Genomic DNA, 16,502 nt, shown 5'->3' with positions numbered 1-16,502 from the left:
GACTCCAGGTAGGGTGGGTAGCCCATCGGACCGGCGTCGGGCGCTGGCCTGGGCAATCTGTCAATGCGCACGGGTTTTGCCCTTGCGTTGCTCGGCCGGCTCGGCGCCGGAAGGCCGGTTTTTACTGCCGACAGCCAGCTTCCAGTCTGTCTTGTCGCGCGGGGTACTGACCTGCTGTTCCGCGTACATGGCGACGCCCGGCGAGATGGGGTCGCTAGCCGGGAATGTCATCTCCAGCGATGCGTCCACGGCGGCCTGATAGGTATGGCCTTCCTCGGGCGCAGGCATTGATGCGCGGCCACCGGGCTCCGACTTACGGTGCTGTGCGGAGGTAATGACCCTGTGCATGATCGCTCCTGTGTTGATATGGCTCGGCTGGTCACGGCCGCCGGCGCACGCCGGCAAGGTGCTGCCCAGACTGTCCGGCCGATAAAGGCTCGCCACGAACCAGCCAACCTGTCAGGACTTGTGGACGCTCAGGAGGTTCTCTACCGACGTCACCCCGGACACGCCCTTGGCTACCTCGGTTGCCATCTGCCGTTCCGTCGTGGTTGGAACGCTGCCGGTCAGGCGTACTACGCCTTGGCGCGTGCGTACGTGGATGTGCATCGAACTCAGATCCTTCTGATCAAGCAGGCTGGCCTTGACCTTGGTTGTGATTGCCGTATCAGACATGCCCTCGCGAGCCGTCTCATGTGTGGGGTTGGGGTTCGTGGGCGAGGCAGGCGGTGCATTGCCTTGCCCTTGGCCAAGGGGAGCGTAGAAGCCAGCTGCGAGCGCGAGTAACGCTGCGCCGGTGGTGAAGCTGATGGAGCGGGTGGATCTCATTTGAACTACCTCGATTCGGACGAAACAAGTGGTTGCAGGCGCGGAGTGTCCCCGGGGTATGCGAGCCGCCCTGAACAGGCAGCCGCGCGCCGTGGCATCACGAAGGAAGCATTCCTTCATCACGCAGCCCCGACGGACCAAGGCTGACACCAATCCATGCTGAAGTCGGTACGCTGGCGGACAGGTAGGCACTTCACAAGCGCGTAGGGAGATCGCTGGAAATCGCGGATCGGTGTTCGGAGCCGTTCACGCGTATCCGGCGCCGTGCCAGGCTGACGGCACGGGGACACCGCATCACGGTACGGCACCGTACCGACAGCAGACAGGCGCATGCCTATCCTCGCTGCAGATGTTGTTCCCCCAGTCCGAAGCATTGGCCCTTCAAGGCAGCAAGCTTGCTCGATCTCACTCGTGGCTGCGGAGGAACCATCGCATCTCAGTCACGTTGGAAGGGCATATGCAATCCAAGATTCCGGGACACACATTGAACGGCTTTGCCGACCTGGTCCGGCGGTGGCACCTTGCCGATCTCGAAGAGAAGTGCGTCTATCGCTTCGGACCATCCGGGTCGCACAAGCTCATCAAGAAAAGCATGCCGGTACTATTCCCCGAGGTACCGGTGCCTGAAATGGCGGGTTCATCTGTATTGGCTAATGACGACGCGCTGATGATCCTCCGGAATGCGGAACGGGTAGGGAAAGTCACAGAAAACCAGTCAAGTGCAGCGCCGAGGATCCTTCCGCGGCTTGCATAGGCACACTGGACGAAAGCCCGGCGTTCCCCAGCCCTCGGCCATCCGGCCGAGGGCTGGGACCCGGCAAAAGCCGCTCAACGCGTTTGGACCGGATGACGCCGCAGTTGCCGCCAGCCGAACAGACCACTACGTCTTTCGCGCCTTGTTTCCGCTCCCACCGTGTTACGTGGGAGCCGATTTCAGGAGATCCAGAGTGGACCCGATGACTTCCTCCGGTCTTCCTGCCGCCGCGCTGGATGGGCTTTGCATCAACACCCTGCGCTTCTTGTCGGTGGACACCGTGCAGAACGCCAACAGCGGCCACCCTGGCCTGCCGCTGGGCGCGGCGCCGATGGCCTATGTGCTCTGGACCCGCTTTCTCAGACATCATCCGGCCAACCCGCACTGGTTCGACCGCGACCGCTTCGTGCTGTCCGCGGGCCACGGTTCGGCGTTGTTATACAGCCTGCTCCACCTCGCCGGCTATGCGCTTCCGCTCGAACAACTGCGGCGTTTCCGGCAATGGGGCAGCATCACGCCGGGCCACCCGGAGCGGGGCCTGACGCCGGGGGTCGAGTTGACGACCGGCCCCCTCGGCCAGGGCTTCGGCAACGGCGTGGGCATGGCCATCACAGAGGCCAACCTGGCGGCGCGCTATAACTGCGACGGGTTCGACATCGTCAACCACTTCACCTATGGCATCGTGAGCGATGGCGACCTGATGGAGGGCGTCGCCTCTGAGGCGGCATCGCTGGCTGGCCACCTGCAATTGGGCAAGCTCATCTACCTGTATGACGACAACGCCGTCACGCTCTCAGCGGGTACCGCCATGACCTTTACCGAAGACCGCGCACAACGCTTCGCCGCTTATGGCTGGCATACCCAACGCGTGGAAGACGGCAATGACCTGGCCGCGATCGAGCAGGCGCTGCATGCCGCCCGTGCCGAGACGAGCCGGCCGTCCCTGATCCTGGTGCGCACGCATCTCGGCTATGGGTCTCCCAACAAGCAGGACAGCTTCGAGGCTCATGGCTCGCCGCTTGGCGTGGAGGAGGTGCGACTGACCAAGCAGAACCTTGGCTGGCCGGAAGAACCTTCCTTCCATGTTCCCGAGCCGGCGCGCCTGCATTGGCGTGAAGCGGGCGCTCGCGGGGAACGCGCTGAGGCGGACTGGCTGGAGAAGTACTCAGCCTACGAAAAGGCGTTCCCGGCGCTGGCGCGCGAGCTGAAGCAGCGCATGCCAGGTGCGGCTGCTGGCGAGCCCGCCGGATGGGAGGCGGCGATCCCGCGCTTCGACGCGGACGACAAGGGCATGGCTACGCGGATTGCATCGGGCAAGGTCATGAATGCCATCGCGGCGCATTACCCCGCGCTGATCGGCGGCTCGGCTGACCTGGACCCATCCACCTACACGACATTGAAGGGAGCCGGGGACTTCGAGCCGACCAGCATTTGCGCGCTTGACCGCCAGGGTTCCAGCGGCGGCGGCTGGAGCCGCGCCGGCCGCAACCTGCATTTCGGCGTGCGCGAGCATGCCATGGGCGCGATCATGAACGGTATCGCGGCGCACGGCGGCGCGGTTCCCTTCGGTGCAACATTCCTGATCTTCTCCGACTACATGCGCCCGTCCATCCGTCTGGCCGCGCTCATGGGCCTGCATGTCATCTACGTTTTCACGCATGACAGCATTGCGCTGGGCGAGGACGGCCCTACGCACCAGCCGGTGGAGCAGCTTGCCAGCCTGCGCGCGCTGCCGCGCCTGGTGGTGATCCGTCCCGCGGACGCCAATGAAACCGCCGTTGCCTGGCGCGTTGCGCTGGAATCCACCGATCGTCCGGTGGCGCTGGTGCTCACACGGCAGAGCGTGCCCACGCTCGACCGCGCCCGCTTTGCCGACGCGGACGGCTTGCGCCGCGGCGCCTATGTCCTGGCAGATGCCCCGAACGGCAAGCCGGAACTGATTCTGATCGGCACCGGTTCGGAAGTTTCACTGGTCCTTGCCGCGCAGCAGGAACTGGCGCAGCGGGGCGTCCAGGCGCGCGTCGTCTCCATGCCGAGCTGGGAGCTCTTTGACGCCCAGCAACGGGATTACCGCGAAGCGGTGCTGCCTCCCGCATTGCGCGCGAGGCTGGCGGTGGAGGCGGGCGTCTCGCAAGGCTGGGAGCGCTATGTCGGCGAGCACGGCGATGTGCTCGCGGTGGACCGCTTTGGCGCTTCCGCGCCGGGCACGGCGATGATGAGCGAATACGGCTTCACGGTGGAGAACGTCTGCAGGCACGCAGCCCCGTTGCTGGGTGCGTAGCGGACGGTATCAGCCCTTGAGTGCGGTATCGACGATGGCCTGGGCCGCTTCCACCACGCGGCGCAGATGTTCCTCGCCACGAAAGCTCTCAGCATAGATCTTGTAGAGGTCCTCGGTGCCGGAAGGCCGCGCCGCGAACCAGCCGCTTTCGGCGATGACTTTCAGCCCGCCGATGGGCGCGTCATTGCCCGGCGCCCGTACCAGGATGCGCTCGATGCTTTCACCGGCCAGTTCCGTGCTTTTGACCTGTTGCGGCGAGAGTTCCGACAGGACCGTCCTTTGCGCCAGCGTGGCGGGCGCCTCGACGCGGGTGGTGAGCGGATCGCCCAACTCCTGCGTGAGCTTGCGATAGATCTCGCCCGGATCGAGGCCAAGGCGCGCCGTCATCTCGGCAGCGAGCAGGCATGGCGCGAGGCCGTCCTTGTCCGTCGTCCAGACGGTGCCGCCCAGGCGCAGGAAGGAGGCGCCCGCGCTTTCTTCCCCGCAGAAACCCAGGCTGGCGTTCCGCAGCCCCTCGCAGAACCATTTGAAGCCGACCGGTACCTCGTAGACCTTGCGGCCAAGCCGGTCACAGACGCGATCGATCATCTGGCTGCTGACCACGGTCTTGCCCACGCCTGCGGCGCCGGGCCACACCGGCCGGTGCCGGAAGAGATAGTCGATGGACACCGCAAGATAGTGGTTCGACGCAAGCAGCCCCACGCTCTGCGTGACGATGCCATGCCGGTCGTGGTCGGTGTCGCAGGCGAAGGCGATGTCGAAGCGGCTCTTCAGTTCGAGCAGGCGCCGCATGGCATAGGGCGACGACGGATCCATGCGGATCTGGCCGTCCCGGTCGACTGACATGAAACGGAAGGTCGGGTCGACTTCGTCGTCAATCACCGTCAGATCCAGGCCATAGCGCTCGCCAATGGCGCCCCAGTAGTGGACGCCAGCGCCACCGAGCGGATCCACGCCAAGGCGGATGTTGGCGGCGCGAATGACCGCCATGTCGATGACCTTGCCGATTTCACTGACGTACGCATCGAGATAGTCGTACCGCTGCGTCGTGGGCAGGCGCATGGCGCGCTCGAAGGGCATCCGCCTGACGCCCCGCAACTCCCGCCGCAGCAGCTCGTTGGCCCTGGCTTCGATCCAGCTGGTGGCGGCGGCATCGGCGGGGCCGCCGTTGGGCGGATTGTATTTGAAACCACCGTTGTCGGGCGGGTTGTGTGACGGTGTGACGACAATGCCATCGGCCAGGCGGGTGGTGCGGCCACGGTTGTGGGCGAGGATGGCGAGTGAGACCGCCGGTGTGGGGGTGTACTCGTCATGTTCTGCGAGCATCACGTCTACGCCATTGCCGGCCAGCACCTCGAGCGCGCTGGCGCAGGCCGATTTCGACAGGGCATGCGTGTCGATGCCGAGAAAGAGCGGGCCGTCGTAGCCTTCCCCGGCGCGGAATTCGCAGATGGCCTGGCTGATGGCGAGCACATGCCATTCGTTGAAGCTGCGCGCCAGCGAAGAGCCCCGGTGGCCAGAGGTGCCGAACGTCACCCGTTGTGCGGCCACGGACGGGTCGGGTGTATCGGTGTAGTACGCCGTCATGAGCTGGGGAATGTTCACCAGGATAGAAGGCGGGGCCGGTTTCCCTGCGAGCGGGCTGATATTCATGATGTGGCGCCGCGCGTGCCGCCATCGCCGTGCCCTGGTGTGGTGTCGGTGTTGTGTGCGCTGGCGCGCTCGAATATCCCCACCCACTCGGCATATTGTCCCGCAATGCGTGAAATAGCCTGCTGGCGCGACATCTTCCTCTTTCCGAAGTCGGCAATGGCATCCAAGAAGGTGGTGCGTCCCACCGCAAATCCGATGAGGCCCGGCACCGGCGCGGCGGTTTCGAGCCAGTTCACGACCTTGTGTTCGTCGGCGCCCCGTCCCAGCACGATGCAACCGACCTGGCCCCGTCCGTCGCGCCGCACCAGATCCACCAATTGCTCGTAGTGTCCACGGCTATCGAGCCCCTCGATCTTCCAGACGTCGGGTTCGATGCCGGCATCCTGCAGGGCGCGGATCGCCCCGCGCATCAGTGCTGGCCTGAGCTGCAGATCGTAGACCGCCTTGTCCGCCTGCGCGAGCACCATCTGCTGCGCCGTGGCCGGCACCAGCAACTCAAAGATGAAGCGCTGGGCGGATTGGCGGCAGTAGTCGGTAAGTTGCCGCAGGCGCGCGACCTGTCGCCCGTTGAGCGCAATGTCTCCCTCGGGGTTGTAGCGCACCAGCACCTTCGCGAAGGTGGGCCGGAACGCCTCGATATGGCGGGGAAATGCACTTCCGTACTCGAATTCGAACTCGCCCGAGCCGCTTTTCTCCACCGATACCGCGGTGACATAGCCATCCCTGACAGCGTCGCGGAGGACGGTAGTGCCGAATTCCTCATCGACCAGAATGCCTGCCCTGGACGCCGGCACGCCGTTGTCGATCGCTTCCGCGAAGCCTTCGTAGATGAGCCGCTTACTGTCAATGATGGTGTCGCGCTGCTCGGGCGTCAGCGGCGGCCGGAAACCGAACATGCCACTCACATAGGATTGGCGATGGTCGAAGGGCAACAGGTAGAGCGATGTGTCGTAGCCCGGTTTCATGATCTTCCCTCCTGAAGTCGGCGATAGCGGCATATCGAGGTATTGGTGGAACTGTCGCGCGCCGGGTTGCTCACCTGCTTGTGATGCGCAGCCAGGGGTTGCCATGCCGGCAGCGTGGACAGTTTCGGAAATGAGGAGATCTGCTCATGCACGATCGCGAGCTCCGCAGGATTCGCCCTTTGCAGGCGCGGCTTTGGCATGGCCCGCCCGGACGGCATCCTGCAGCACAGGCCAGCCGTAGTGGAGCAGGTCGCCAATGCGCTCGATCGTCAGGTCAGGCGCGGGCGTTGCATCCAAGCCATCCGGCGCATGCCGGTCATTGGCATAGTGGCCCTGACGCGGGAAGATGGTGGTGAGGCGGTCCTTCCACGCGCGCTTCATGGCGGCCAGGATGCGCGGCTTGTCATCAACCAACACGTAGTGCTGTGCCGGATGGCGCTGCTCAATGTCGTTCAGCATCGTTTCCTTGTGCACATAGATCAGGACCCGGCCGCCGACTGCCTGCCACAAGCCGGAGCGCTTTAGCTTGCGCGGCTGGAACACCACGTCGCCATCGGTCAGCAGGACCGTGCTCCCCCACGCATCCAGATGCGCGACCACCTCGAGGGCCGCCGGATACAGCCGGGCGGCAAACGGGTAGTCCAGCAGGAACGCCGACAGCCGAAGCACGCCCATATCGTTGGCAGCCTCGAAGCGCAGGCGCTGCACCGCGCCCAGGTAGTCGGCATAGCCCAGCTCGGTGCGCAGGGCCTCGAAAATCTGCCAGTAGCGATTGCGGCCGGCCGTGCCGAAGATGTAGTCGAGTTCTGCCTGCAGATCGTTGTGCAGGCGGTCGTTGTCGAACAGCGTGTTGTCGCAGTCAAGCAGGAAAACCGGTTTGGCCTGGCTCGTCATGGCTGCACCTCCTGTGGTGCGGGGTCGTGCCACCGGTTGCCGCCAGCCAGGAGATGGCTGGCTGACGGCGGCCCCCAGGTGGCCGGTTCGTATGGGGTGACCGGCACGGCGTTATTGAGGATCGGGTCCACAATACGCCAGGCCGCCTCAATCGTGTCGCCGCGTGTGAACAAGGCCGCGTCGCCGCGCAGCGCGTCGCCAAGCAGGCGTTCATAGGGTGTCATTTCGCTGCCGGCGTGGCAGCGTGCGACCAGTGCCATTGCCGTGCCGGCCATCGGCTCGCCGGGAACCTTGGTCCGCGCGCCGATCGTGATCGCCACATCGGGGCTGAGCCGGAAGCGGAAGTAGTTCGACTGGCCTTCGCCAGGGATATCGAAGATGGCAGGCGAGGGCGGCTTGAGCTCGACCGTCACCTCAGTGCAGGTGACCGGCAGGCACTTGCCTGCCCGGATATAGAAAGGAACGCCGCGCCACCGCGCGTTGTCCACATGCAGGCGCAGCGCCGCAAAAGTCTCCACCTGCGAGTCAGCCCTGACGCCGGCCACCTCGCGATAGCCGCGGAACTGGCCGCGGACCGCATCGCCCGGCGCGACCGGGCGCACGGCCCTCAGTACGCGCAGCTTCTCGTCGCGAATCGCATCGGGGCCACCGTCCAGCGGCGGCTCCATGGTGAGCAGCGCCAGCACCTGCAAGAGGTGATTCTGTACGACGTCGCGGATCGTGCCCACCTCGTCGTAGAAGGCGCCGCGTCCTTGCACGCCGAATGCCTCTGCCATGGTGATCTGCACATTGGCGACGTGGCCGCGATGCCAGACAGGTTCGAGGAATGTGTTGGCAAAGCGGAAATAGAGCAGGTTCTCGACCGCTTCCTTGCCAAGATAGTGATCGATGCGGAAGATCGCGTCTTCGGCAAAGCGGGCGAGCAGCGTGCGGTCGAGCCCCTGCGCCGAAGCCAGGTCGCGCCCGAAAGGCTTCTCGACGATGACCCGCGCGCCTGCCGCGCAGGACGATGCGGCCAGGCCTCGCGTAACAGGCTCGAACATGCCTGGCGGGATAGCAAGGTAGTGCAGCGGCCGGCTGGCACTGCCCAGGGCGCGGCGCAATTGTTCATAGGTGCTGTCGTCGTGGTAGTCGCCGCTGATGTAGCGCAGCCGCGCGGCCAGGCGGTCGAAGGTGGCGGCATCCACCGTGCCGTGTTGCGCCAGGCTATCGCGCGCCCGTTCGCGGAACTGATCGAGGCTCCAGCCGGAGCGCGCCACGCCGATGACAGGAAGCTCGAGATGCCCGTGCCGGGTCAGGGCCTGCAGCGCCGGGAAGATCTGCCTGTAGGCCAGGTCGCCGGTGGCGCCGAAGAAGACGAGGGCGTCGGAACGGGCGGCCGTCACCATTACGCTCCCTCCGTTTTGCCTGTCTTCTCGACATGGCCGCCGAAGCCGTAGCGCATGGCTGACAGCAACTTGTTGGCAAAATCTGCATCCCCGCGAGAGCTGAAGCGCTCAAAGACCGCGGCGCTCAGGATCGGCGCCGGTACGGCCTCGTCCAGCGCGGCGCCAAGCGTCCAGCGGCCTTCGCCCGAGTCCGCCACGCTGCCCTTGAATCCCGCGAGTTCCGGGTCTGCCCGCAGGGCCATGGCGGTGAGATCGAGCAGCCAGGAGCGTATCACGCTGCCATGGCGCCAGAGTTCGGCGATCTCCGGCAGGTCCAGTTCGTACTGATAGTCGGCCGGGTTGCGCAACGGCGTGGTCTCGGCATCCGTGCTGCTTGTGCGCTTGCCGATGTCGGCGTTGTGCAGGATGTTCAGCCCTTCCGCATAGGCACCCATGATGCCGTACTCGATGCCGTTGTGGACCATCTTGACGAAGTGCCCGGCGCCATGCTGGCCGCAATGCAGGTAGCCCTGTTCCGCGGTGCTGTCCGGCGTCTGCTGGCCGGTGGTGGGCGCCGCCGCATCCGCGCCCGGGGCCAGCGCGGCGAAGATCGGGTCAAGTTGGCGCACAACCTCTTTCTCGCCGCCGATCATCAGGCAGTAGCCGCGCCTGAACCCGGCCACGCCGCCGCTGGTGCCGACGTCCACGTAGTGGATCTGTCGCGCCTTCAGTTCGGCGCCACGCCGGATGTCGTCGCGGTAGTAGGAGTTGCCGCCGTCGATGAGGATGTCGCCCGGTTCGAGCAGCGGGGCCAGCAGCGCAAGGTCGTCATCGACGACACCGGCGGGCACCATCAGCCAGATCGCACGGGGCTTGTGCAGGGCGGCCACCAGCGTCTCCAGGGACGATGCGCCGACGATGCCGGGACGCAGGGCAGCGTCGATCGCCTCCGCCCGCAGGTCATACACCACGCATGCGTGGCCGTGCTCCGCCAGACGCTGGGCCATGCTGGCGCCCATGCGCCCCAGTCCAATCATGCCGAGCTGCATCTTGGCTCTCCTTTGTTCAAAGGCAGGTTGCGGCCGCCGTCACGCGGAATACAGACCACCACCACATGCGGCTTGCCGTCGTCCACCAGAGGAATTGCCGGTTCCTGCCGTTCGGTGCCATCGATGGTCAGTCCCGGGCGGCCGTCGGTGCCGTTCGGCAGGACGGTGATGCGATAAGGTGTCTCGCCAAAACGGTAGTCCACTTCGAACGAGGTCCATGCAGCCGGTACGCATGGCATCACATGCAGATGGCCGGAGACGAGTCGCAGGCCCAGAAGCGATTCCACGATGAACTGGTACATCCACCCGGCCGCACCCGTGTACCACGTCCAGCCGCCGCGGCCATCGTGCGGCGCGCAGGCATAGACGTCAGACGCGAGCACGTAGGGCTCTGTCCGATAAATGGCGATGGCACCGGCCGAGGCGGCGTGACGGATCGGATTGAGCATTTCGCAAAGCTGCCAGGCCCGGCCGGCATCGCCCAGCGCCGCAAATGCCATCGCAACCCAGACCGCCGCATGGGTGTACTGCCCGCCGTTCTCGCGAACGCCGCGCGGGTAGCCCTGGATGTAGCCCGGATTGGGCGCGAAGCGCTCAAAGGCAGGGGCCAGCAGCTCGATCAGCGCCGCATCCCGCCGTACCAGGTGCCGGTCGACGGCATCCATCGCCTGGCGCGCGCGCTGCGGGTCGGCGACGCCGGACAGCACTGCCCAGCTCTGCGGGATTGAATCGATGCGGCATTCCGTGTTCTCCGCGGAGCCCAGCGGCGAGCCATCGTCGAACCAGGCGCGCCGATACCAGTCGCCGTCCCAGGCACAGCGCTCGATGGCGCCGCTCAGGCGGGTGGATTCGTCAAGGCAGCGGCGGGAGAACGCGGGGTCATCGTGCCGCAGCGCGAGCTTGCTGAAGCGCGTCAGCACCGCGCACAGGAAGAAGCCCAGCCAGACGCTCTCGCCCTTGCCGCCCACGCCGACGAGGTTCATGCCATCGTTCCAGTCTCCGGACCCCATCAGGGGCAGGCCGTGCGCGCCAAAGCGCAGGCCGTGCTCGATGGACCGCACGCAGTGCTGGTACAGACTGCCTGCTTCCCCCGCTTGCCGTGGCAACTCGTAGCTGGCATCCTGGCCGTCCCTCAGTGCGCTGCCCTCGACAAATGAAACGGACTCGTCGAGCACGCCGGCGTCTCCGGTAGCCTCCACGTAGCGACATGTCGCCAACGGCAGCCACAGGTAGTCATCCGAGCAGCGCGTGCGTAATCCGCGCCCCGTCGGCGGGTGCCACCAGTGCTGGACATCGCCTTCGGGGAACTGGCGTGAGGCGCTGCGCAACAGGTGTTCGCGCAGCAGGTCGGGCCGGGTGTGGACCAGGGCCATCGCGTCCTGCAACTGGTCCCGGAAGCCAAAGGCCCCGCTAGACTGATAGAACGCGGTACGCCCCCATAGCCGGCTGGCCAGGACCTGGTACATCAGCCAGCCGTTGGCGAGCACATCGAGCGCCCGGTCCGGGGTTCGGACTTGTACGGCGCCAAGGGTATGCCGCCAGTGGCGCCTGGCCGCGGCCAGCGCGCGGCGCGCTTGCGGGGCGCCGCGCAGGCGCGCGATCAGCGCGAGGGCATCGCCGGTATCGCGCCCGGCGCCGAGGCGGAAGACGACCTGGTGCGCCTGCCCGTGAGCCAGCCCGAAGCCGACGCGGATCGCGGCGCAAGGGTCGAGCCCTGCACCCAACGCGCCAGAGAGCGTCGGTTCGGACATCGCCGCGGGATGTCGCAGCGATCCGTTGCGGCCAAGAAAGGCCTTGCGGTCGCCGCAGAAGGACCGTTCCTCGATGCCGTCGGAATCGAAGAAGGCAGTGCGTCCGGCAAAGTCCGTGTTGTAGGCATTGCGGGCCAGCAGCGCTCCACCGCCGGGTGCAAGACTGGTGACGACGTGCATGCGTGTTTTCTCGCGCAGATCACCGAGCACCCATTCCAGGTAGCCGGTGACGGAGAGGCGGCGCGCCCGCCCCGAACGATTGCGCACCGTCAGGCAGGCGAACTTGACCGGTGCGTCATGCGCAACGAAGACACACAGCTCGGATTCGATGCCGTGCTCGCTGTGGCTGAAGACGCTGTAGCCCATGCCGTGCCGCGTTTCATATGGCGTTTCACCGCCGTCTGGCAGCAACGTGGCAGACCAGACGCGGCCGTTCTCCTCGTCGCGCAGGTAATAAGCCTCGGTATTGGCGTCGCCCACCGGGTCGTTCGACCATGGCGTGAGGCGGAACTCCTGTGCGTTCTCGCACCAGGTGGTGGCGCTTCCGCTTTCCGAGACCAGACTGCCAAACGTCGGGTTCGCCAACACGTTGACCCATGGCATAGGCGTGGGGCTCGCGCTGTCCACCGTGATCGCATACTCGCGCCCGTTGCGCGTGAAGCCGCCCAGCCCGTTGGCGAAGAGCCGTACGTCGCGGAAGTGTGAGCTTTGCCGTGGTGGCTTGTTGCGAGCGCTGGTCGTGGGGCCGGCTTCGCGGCCTAAACTTGTTGCCAAGGCAGCTTTGTGGGCCGGGGCGGGAGCCTCGACTTGCGCAATCCGCCCGGCCCAGTCGCCGTCGTTCGCATCGTTCGCGCCGCTCTCGTCGATTACGACACGGGCGACCGTTTGCAGCAGGATCATGTGGTCATCGTCGATCGACCCGGCCGGCAGCACGAAAATGCCGCCGGGCTGGCCGAGTGCGTCGGGGCCACCGTGGGCACGGGCAATCGCCGCGATCTGCTGCAGCAAAGGCGCGCGACCATCACGGTCCTCGCCGACGATGACGAGGTCGGCCGCCAGGCCGTGAAGCCGCCAGTAGCTATGCGCATTGACAAGCCGGTGCGCCATCGTGAGGTCCCGAGGGTACGCCAGCCGCAGCAGCAAGACCGGCAGGTCGCCGGAGATCGCATAGCCCCACAGGTCGGACTGGCCCAGGCGGTTGCTGGCGAGGATGTCCGGCGCGGCGCGCAGCGAGCCATCGGCGTAGATCACTGAAGCGGCCAGGCGCAGGTGGAAGCGGGCGTCGGCTTCGCTGATATGGAGCCGGTTCAGGATATCGCGGCTATAGGTTGGGGCCGCGGCGAGGGCTGCGTCCCGGAACTGCGGCTCCCGGCATCTGGCGAGCAGCGCCATGCATGCGTCGCGGGTTGCGGCGACACCGCTGACCAGATCGACGACGATGGTCTCCCCCGGACCCGGAGCGATCCGGCAACGTATCGCGGCGACGGGGTCGAGCACGGGCCCGGCGTTGCCCGATAACGGTGCGTTTCCATGCATCGCACGAGGATTCTCGGGGTCCCCGGTGCGTCCGATGAAGCGCGCGCGATCCGTTTCATAGCTGAGATGGATCGGGCTCGCCGGGGGCGTTGGGAAGGTGAGCAGGTGAAACATCCAGGGCGTCGGCTCGTGCGGCGTGCGTTGCCGCCGGGTACACAGGATCGCCTGATGCGCCGTGTCGATTTCCGTTTCGATGAACAGCTTGTTGAAAGCGGGATGCTCCGCGTCTTCCGCTGAGGCGCTCAGCGCGATCTCGGCATAGCTGGTCAGATCGAGTTCCCTGCGGGCAGGCCCGTGGTTGGTGACCTGAAGCCGGCGCACTTCCATGTCGTACTGCGGCGAGACGGCGATTTCAGTCGTTGTCCCGATGTCGCCGTCGCGGCGATGGAAGATCGCGCGGCCCTCGGGGAAGGTGGCGTTCCAGGTGTCCGCCTGTCCCGGAGTGGGCTGGTATGTGGAAGACCAGAAATGCCCGCTGGCCAAGTCGCGCACGTAGCAGAAGCTGCCTCGGTTGTCACAGGTCGGATCGTCGCGCCAGCGGGTCAGCGCGAAACTGTTCCAGCGGCTGTAGCCGCCGCCTGCGCTGCTGACCATCACGTGATACGTGCCATTGGACAGCAGCTGCACGGCAGGGGCCGACGTGTCCGGCTCCTCAAAACTGCGGCACGTAGTCAGCGGAACGCGGGCTGCCGGGGCCGCAGCATCGGAATACGGAGATCCGTCATCTACCTGGTTGGTCATGGAGATGCGCCCCGTTGTTTGACCCGGACGCGTGGCAGACAGCATGTAGTCGGCAGGGTAGTGCAAGGGACGAAGCGTTTCGGTCCGCTAACGTACCCTTGCAAAAGGGGCTGTCAGAAAGCGGTCGGAAAGATGCAGGAAAGCGGCCAGAGCGCGGCGTGGGCCCGGCGGCCGGCTCAGTCCAGCCATCCTCCGCTGAAGGCCGCGCGACGCAATCCGGCCTTGATATAGGGGCATTGCCGCATGAGGGCCCAAATCCGGCCGCTCTGGTAGTTTTCGATCATGATGATCGTCGGGCCCTCATTGATGCCGAAGTGATATTCCGACACCCATCCCGCCACGCGGGCGGGCTCGCAGGGAAAAGTCGGATTGAACGATGCCTTGAAGCCATAGGGATTGGCTTCACAGAGCCTGAGTCGATTGAAGTGCGCGATTGTCGGCAACACAATGTCGGGGGCAAAGGGGAGGGAGGCCACAACGGCCCACGGCGCGAGGGTGCCGTCGTCCGGCCCGTAGGGAACGCCGCGCGCGATGTAGTCGAAGAAAGTGCGCCGCACGCCATTGACCATCCGGGTAACTGTGCCAGGGCCGTCGCTGGCGGTCGTGCCCCAGCAGAACTCTCCGTATTGCTCGAAATCCAGGGGATTGCGGATCGCGTACTGCTGCTGCACCAGGGTCGCACGGCGGCTGTTCTCGAAGTAGTCGCATTGATGCTGCTGCATGAACGGATCGCGGATGCCGCGAAAGTCCACCCATGCCTGGGATAGCTGATGGGTGAACAGGGGGCCGGCATACAGATACTCGATGCCATAGACCGCCTTCCAGCAATAGCTCGCGGCCCAGGCCAGATAGCTGTGCGCCGGGATGGGAAACGTCGGGGAGCCGAGCGCGAGGATGTACAGGATCAGTGCCTCGTCATAGCCTTCCCAGTGCCACTTCAGGAATCCGTGTTCGGGCGTCCAGCCGTGGCACAAGAGCGGATTGGCTCCGAGCATCCAGTGCCAGTCCACCCGTCTATAAAGCATGTCGGCCAGCCGCCTGATCTCCGCCTCGCCGGCGGTTTCCTCCTGGAAGAACGCAGCCGCTGTCATGATGCCCGCCATCAGGATTGCGGTGTCCACACTTGACAACTCGCAGAGCCACGCCCGACGGCCAGACGTCATGCTCAGAAAATGGTAGTAAAAACCCTTGTAGCCGCTGGCATTGGGCGCGGTGCTCTGCTCGCAGCATGCCAGGAAGCGCAACGTTGCCAGCGTGCGCTGCGCAGCGTGGTTGCGCGACATGAAATGGTGGTCGACGCCGATCGGGTAGACCGTGAGCGCCATGCCGATGGCCGCTATGCTGGCTGGCCACTCGAGGCGTGTCTTGTCGAACACCAGGCCGTTTGCCGGGTTCGCCTCGTTCACGAAATAGGCAAACGAATCCCGCTGCAACCCCTGCAGCATTTCAACTTCCGCGATCGACCTGGCGACTCTGGCATTTGTCACGGCCGGCACTACTCCAATCCGGGCTTTGGGGGACGAGGCGGCATGCCTTAGAGGCTCACCGTGCGGCCTTGTATTGCCGAAATTTTCCCGAAGGACGTTCGTGTTTCGTTGTGTATAACTTGTCCCGGAAAACTGTGCCGTCCGCAGGCGTACAGTCCGCGGAATTTTTTCTCGGATCACCATCTCGCCGCGCCCGGGGAGCAGGCGCCGGCAGCGGCCGGCACGCGCGACGAAGACTCTTCATCGGATTGTCCGTCGTCGTACTGACAGAAAAGATTCCCGCTACTAGTCTTTGATTGTGACAAGCAGATGCGTGTCAGGTCTCATCAAGGAGCCGTCATGAACCAAGCACAAATGCAGATCCGCCTCGAACGGGCAAAGAATAGGGTGAGGGAGATCATCGCCGCAGATTTGCTCGGCGCGACGGTGGATTCGAACGGTAAGCCCAAGCAAGCCATCGTCAGCATGCTCGGCGCGCATGATGGCGCAAAGGAGAAAGCTGCGGCGCTGCCATAGCACATTCGTGCTGGCCCTTGAGCGGCTTGCGGGGATGCGGGCCGGCGGCGTGGACTACTGAGCGGGGAGGGGAGGAGCAGGGGGCGTTATGGAGAAGGCGCAATGCGGCGGCAAACCTTCTGGGAATGATTTTCCGATATTGCGTCATCGAACCGCTTCCGGTGCGCATGGCCAGACCAGCGCCCCGGCGCACGGGGCGGCGAGGTCAGGGGAGACGCTTGTGCGTCCGGCCTGGCGCCGTGCGTTTCTCCGGATCCCGGCCATCACCTGATCGGGCCGGGCCGCTGCGCGCTCGAAAACGTGCCATCTGGTTTCGCGCCCCGCCCCGCCTGTGGATCAGCCGCTACCTGGGCCTTGTCGGCTATGTTGGCGCGCTCGTGCTCGTCACGGCCGGCCTGCTGGCGCTCGCGCTATGGATCTTGCAGGCTGCCAGTCTGGAATGCGGCGACTGAAGATATGTCCGAGTGGGACGCCGGGCGTAGTTGCACGTCATCAGCGATGAAAACTCCTTACATGCTCTCTTGAGGCTGCGAGACACCTGCGCCATGTGACGAACAGCGTACGACTCACATGATCCAGCGTGCCGAGGTGTTTTTTTCCGAACTATATTTGATCCAGGCGACTAGCCTCTTGAAGATTGATGTAACTTGAGAGCGCCATGCCTTACTCAAATCATCTGG

The 16,502-nt window shown here is 65.2% G+C and carries 13 protein-coding genes; 4 read left to right on the top strand and 9 right to left on the bottom strand.

All coding sequences use genetic code 11. From position 1 onward, the window contains the following. Positions 1 to 60: 60 nt before the first annotated feature. Together ACZ5MJ_RS32610 and ACZ5MJ_RS32605 are read right to left on the bottom strand one after the other, a co-directional pair. Positions 61 to 348, bottom strand: a complete 288-nt coding sequence (locus tag ACZ5MJ_RS32610) for a hypothetical protein (RefSeq protein ID WP_464226939.1) — start codon at positions 346 to 348, stop codon at positions 61 to 63. A 111-nt stretch (positions 349 to 459) separates the two neighbouring features. Further along, the gene (locus tag ACZ5MJ_RS32605; RefSeq protein WP_464226938.1) at positions 460 to 828 is read right to left on the bottom strand and encodes a BON domain-containing protein; all 369 of its coding nucleotides are present in this window, start codon (positions 826 to 828) and stop codon (positions 460 to 462) included. Between the two features lie 457 nt (positions 829 to 1,285). Between ACZ5MJ_RS32605 and ACZ5MJ_RS32600 the strand changes: the two genes are divergently transcribed. Next, on the top strand, positions 1,286 to 1,582 hold the full coding sequence (locus tag ACZ5MJ_RS32600) for a hypothetical protein (RefSeq protein WP_464226937.1): 297 nt from the start codon (positions 1,286 to 1,288) through the stop codon (positions 1,580 to 1,582). Between the two features lie 202 nt (positions 1,583 to 1,784). Further along, on the top strand, positions 1,785 to 3,863 hold the full coding sequence (tkt, locus tag ACZ5MJ_RS32595; RefSeq protein WP_464227046.1) for a transketolase: 2,079 nt from the start codon (positions 1,785 to 1,787) through the stop codon (positions 3,861 to 3,863). A 9-nt stretch (positions 3,864 to 3,872) separates the two neighbouring features. Here tkt and pgm read toward each other — a convergent pair whose 3' ends face one another. The 7 genes from pgm to ACZ5MJ_RS32560 form a co-directional block, all read right to left on the bottom strand. Next, positions 3,873 to 5,516, bottom strand: coding sequence for a phosphoglucomutase (alpha-D-glucose-1,6-bisphosphate-dependent) (pgm, locus tag ACZ5MJ_RS32590; protein WP_464226936.1), 1,644 nt, complete (start codon positions 5,514 to 5,516; stop codon positions 3,873 to 3,875). Further along, complete coding sequence (locus tag ACZ5MJ_RS32585) at positions 5,513 to 6,481, bottom strand: 2-deoxy-5-keto-D-gluconate 6-phosphate aldolase domain-containing protein (RefSeq protein WP_464226935.1); 969 nt, start codon at positions 6,479 to 6,481, stop codon at positions 5,513 to 5,515. The genes pgm and ACZ5MJ_RS32585 overlap by 4 nt, the downstream gene beginning before the upstream one ends. Before the next feature lie 144 nt (positions 6,482 to 6,625). Continuing rightward, positions 6,626 to 7,375 carry an HAD family hydrolase gene (locus tag ACZ5MJ_RS32580; protein ID WP_464226934.1) on the bottom strand — a complete coding sequence of 250 codons (750 nt, stop codon included), beginning with the start codon at positions 7,373 to 7,375 and terminating at the stop codon, positions 6,626 to 6,628. Further along, on the bottom strand, positions 7,372 to 8,760 hold the full coding sequence (gene zwf, locus ACZ5MJ_RS32575; RefSeq protein ID WP_464227045.1) for a glucose-6-phosphate dehydrogenase: 1,389 nt from the start codon (positions 8,758 to 8,760) through the stop codon (positions 7,372 to 7,374). The genes ACZ5MJ_RS32580 and zwf overlap by 4 nt, the downstream gene beginning before the upstream one ends. Before the next feature lie 2 nt (positions 8,761 to 8,762). Continuing rightward, positions 8,763 to 9,791 (bottom strand): phosphogluconate dehydrogenase (NAD(+)-dependent, decarboxylating), encoded by a 1,029-nt coding sequence (gene gnd / locus ACZ5MJ_RS32570; RefSeq protein WP_464226933.1) that lies wholly within the window; start codon positions 9,789 to 9,791, stop codon positions 8,763 to 8,765. Continuing rightward, positions 9,776 to 13,819 carry a GH36-type glycosyl hydrolase domain-containing protein gene (locus ACZ5MJ_RS32565; protein WP_464226932.1) on the bottom strand — a complete coding sequence of 1,348 codons (4,044 nt, stop codon included), beginning with the start codon at positions 13,817 to 13,819 and terminating at the stop codon, positions 9,776 to 9,778. The genes gnd and ACZ5MJ_RS32565 overlap by 16 nt, the downstream gene beginning before the upstream one ends. A 176-nt stretch (positions 13,820 to 13,995) precedes the next feature. Further along, positions 13,996 to 15,264, bottom strand: coding sequence for a glucoamylase family protein (locus tag ACZ5MJ_RS32560; RefSeq protein ID WP_464226931.1), 1,269 nt, complete (start codon positions 15,262 to 15,264; stop codon positions 13,996 to 13,998). A gap of 381 nt (positions 15,265 to 15,645) precedes the next feature. On the opposite strand from ACZ5MJ_RS32560, the gene ACZ5MJ_RS32555 reads away from it, so the two are divergent. Both ACZ5MJ_RS32555 and ACZ5MJ_RS32550 read left to right on the top strand, forming a co-directional pair. Further along, entirely contained in the window at positions 15,646 to 15,822 is a 177-nt protein-coding gene (locus ACZ5MJ_RS32555; protein WP_464226930.1) for a hypothetical protein, read from the top strand. 239 nt (positions 15,823 to 16,061) lie between these two features. Then, positions 16,062 to 16,274, top strand: a complete 213-nt coding sequence (locus ACZ5MJ_RS32550) for a hypothetical protein (protein ID WP_464226929.1) — start codon at positions 16,062 to 16,064, stop codon at positions 16,272 to 16,274. Positions 16,275 to 16,502: the final 228 nt, after the last annotated feature.

It is taken from the genome of Cupriavidus sp. LA-1, assembly GCF_055385985.1.
Note: the sequence above shows the minus strand (reverse complement) of the source record. Positions and strands in the feature narration are given on the sequence as shown.

What these genes read in the sequence shown, in the direction of transcription:
- ACZ5MJ_RS32610 (WP_464226939.1), bottom strand. Translation starts at nt 348, where the DNA reads ATGCACAGGGTCATTACCTCCGCACAGCACCGTAAGTCGGAGCCCGGT.
- ACZ5MJ_RS32605 (WP_464226938.1), bottom strand. Translation starts at nt 828, where the DNA reads ATGAGATCCACCCGCTCCATCAGCTTCACCACCGGCGCAGCGTTACTC.
- ACZ5MJ_RS32600 (WP_464226937.1), top strand. Translation starts at nt 1,286, where the DNA reads ATGCAATCCAAGATTCCGGGACACACATTGAACGGCTTTGCCGACCTG.
- tkt (WP_464227046.1), top strand. Translation starts at nt 1,785, where the DNA reads ATGACTTCCTCCGGTCTTCCTGCCGCCGCGCTGGATGGGCTTTGCATC.
- pgm (WP_464226936.1), bottom strand. Translation starts at nt 5,516, where the DNA reads ATGAATATCAGCCCGCTCGCAGGGAAACCGGCCCCGCCTTCTATCCTG.
- ACZ5MJ_RS32585 (WP_464226935.1), bottom strand. Translation starts at nt 6,481, where the DNA reads ATGAAACCGGGCTACGACACATCGCTCTACCTGTTGCCCTTCGACCAT.
- ACZ5MJ_RS32580 (WP_464226934.1), bottom strand. Translation starts at nt 7,375, where the DNA reads ATGACGAGCCAGGCCAAACCGGTTTTCCTGCTTGACTGCGACAACACG.
- gnd (WP_464226933.1), bottom strand. Translation starts at nt 9,791, where the DNA reads ATGCAGCTCGGCATGATTGGACTGGGGCGCATGGGCGCCAGCATGGCC.
- ACZ5MJ_RS32565 (WP_464226932.1), bottom strand. Translation starts at nt 13,819, where the DNA reads ATGACCAACCAGGTAGATGACGGATCTCCGTATTCCGATGCTGCGGCC.
- ACZ5MJ_RS32560 (WP_464226931.1), bottom strand. Translation starts at nt 15,264, where the DNA reads ATGCTGCAGGGGTTGCAGCGGGATTCGTTTGCCTATTTCGTGAACGAG.
- ACZ5MJ_RS32555 (WP_464226930.1), top strand. Translation starts at nt 15,646, where the DNA reads ATGAACCAAGCACAAATGCAGATCCGCCTCGAACGGGCAAAGAATAGG.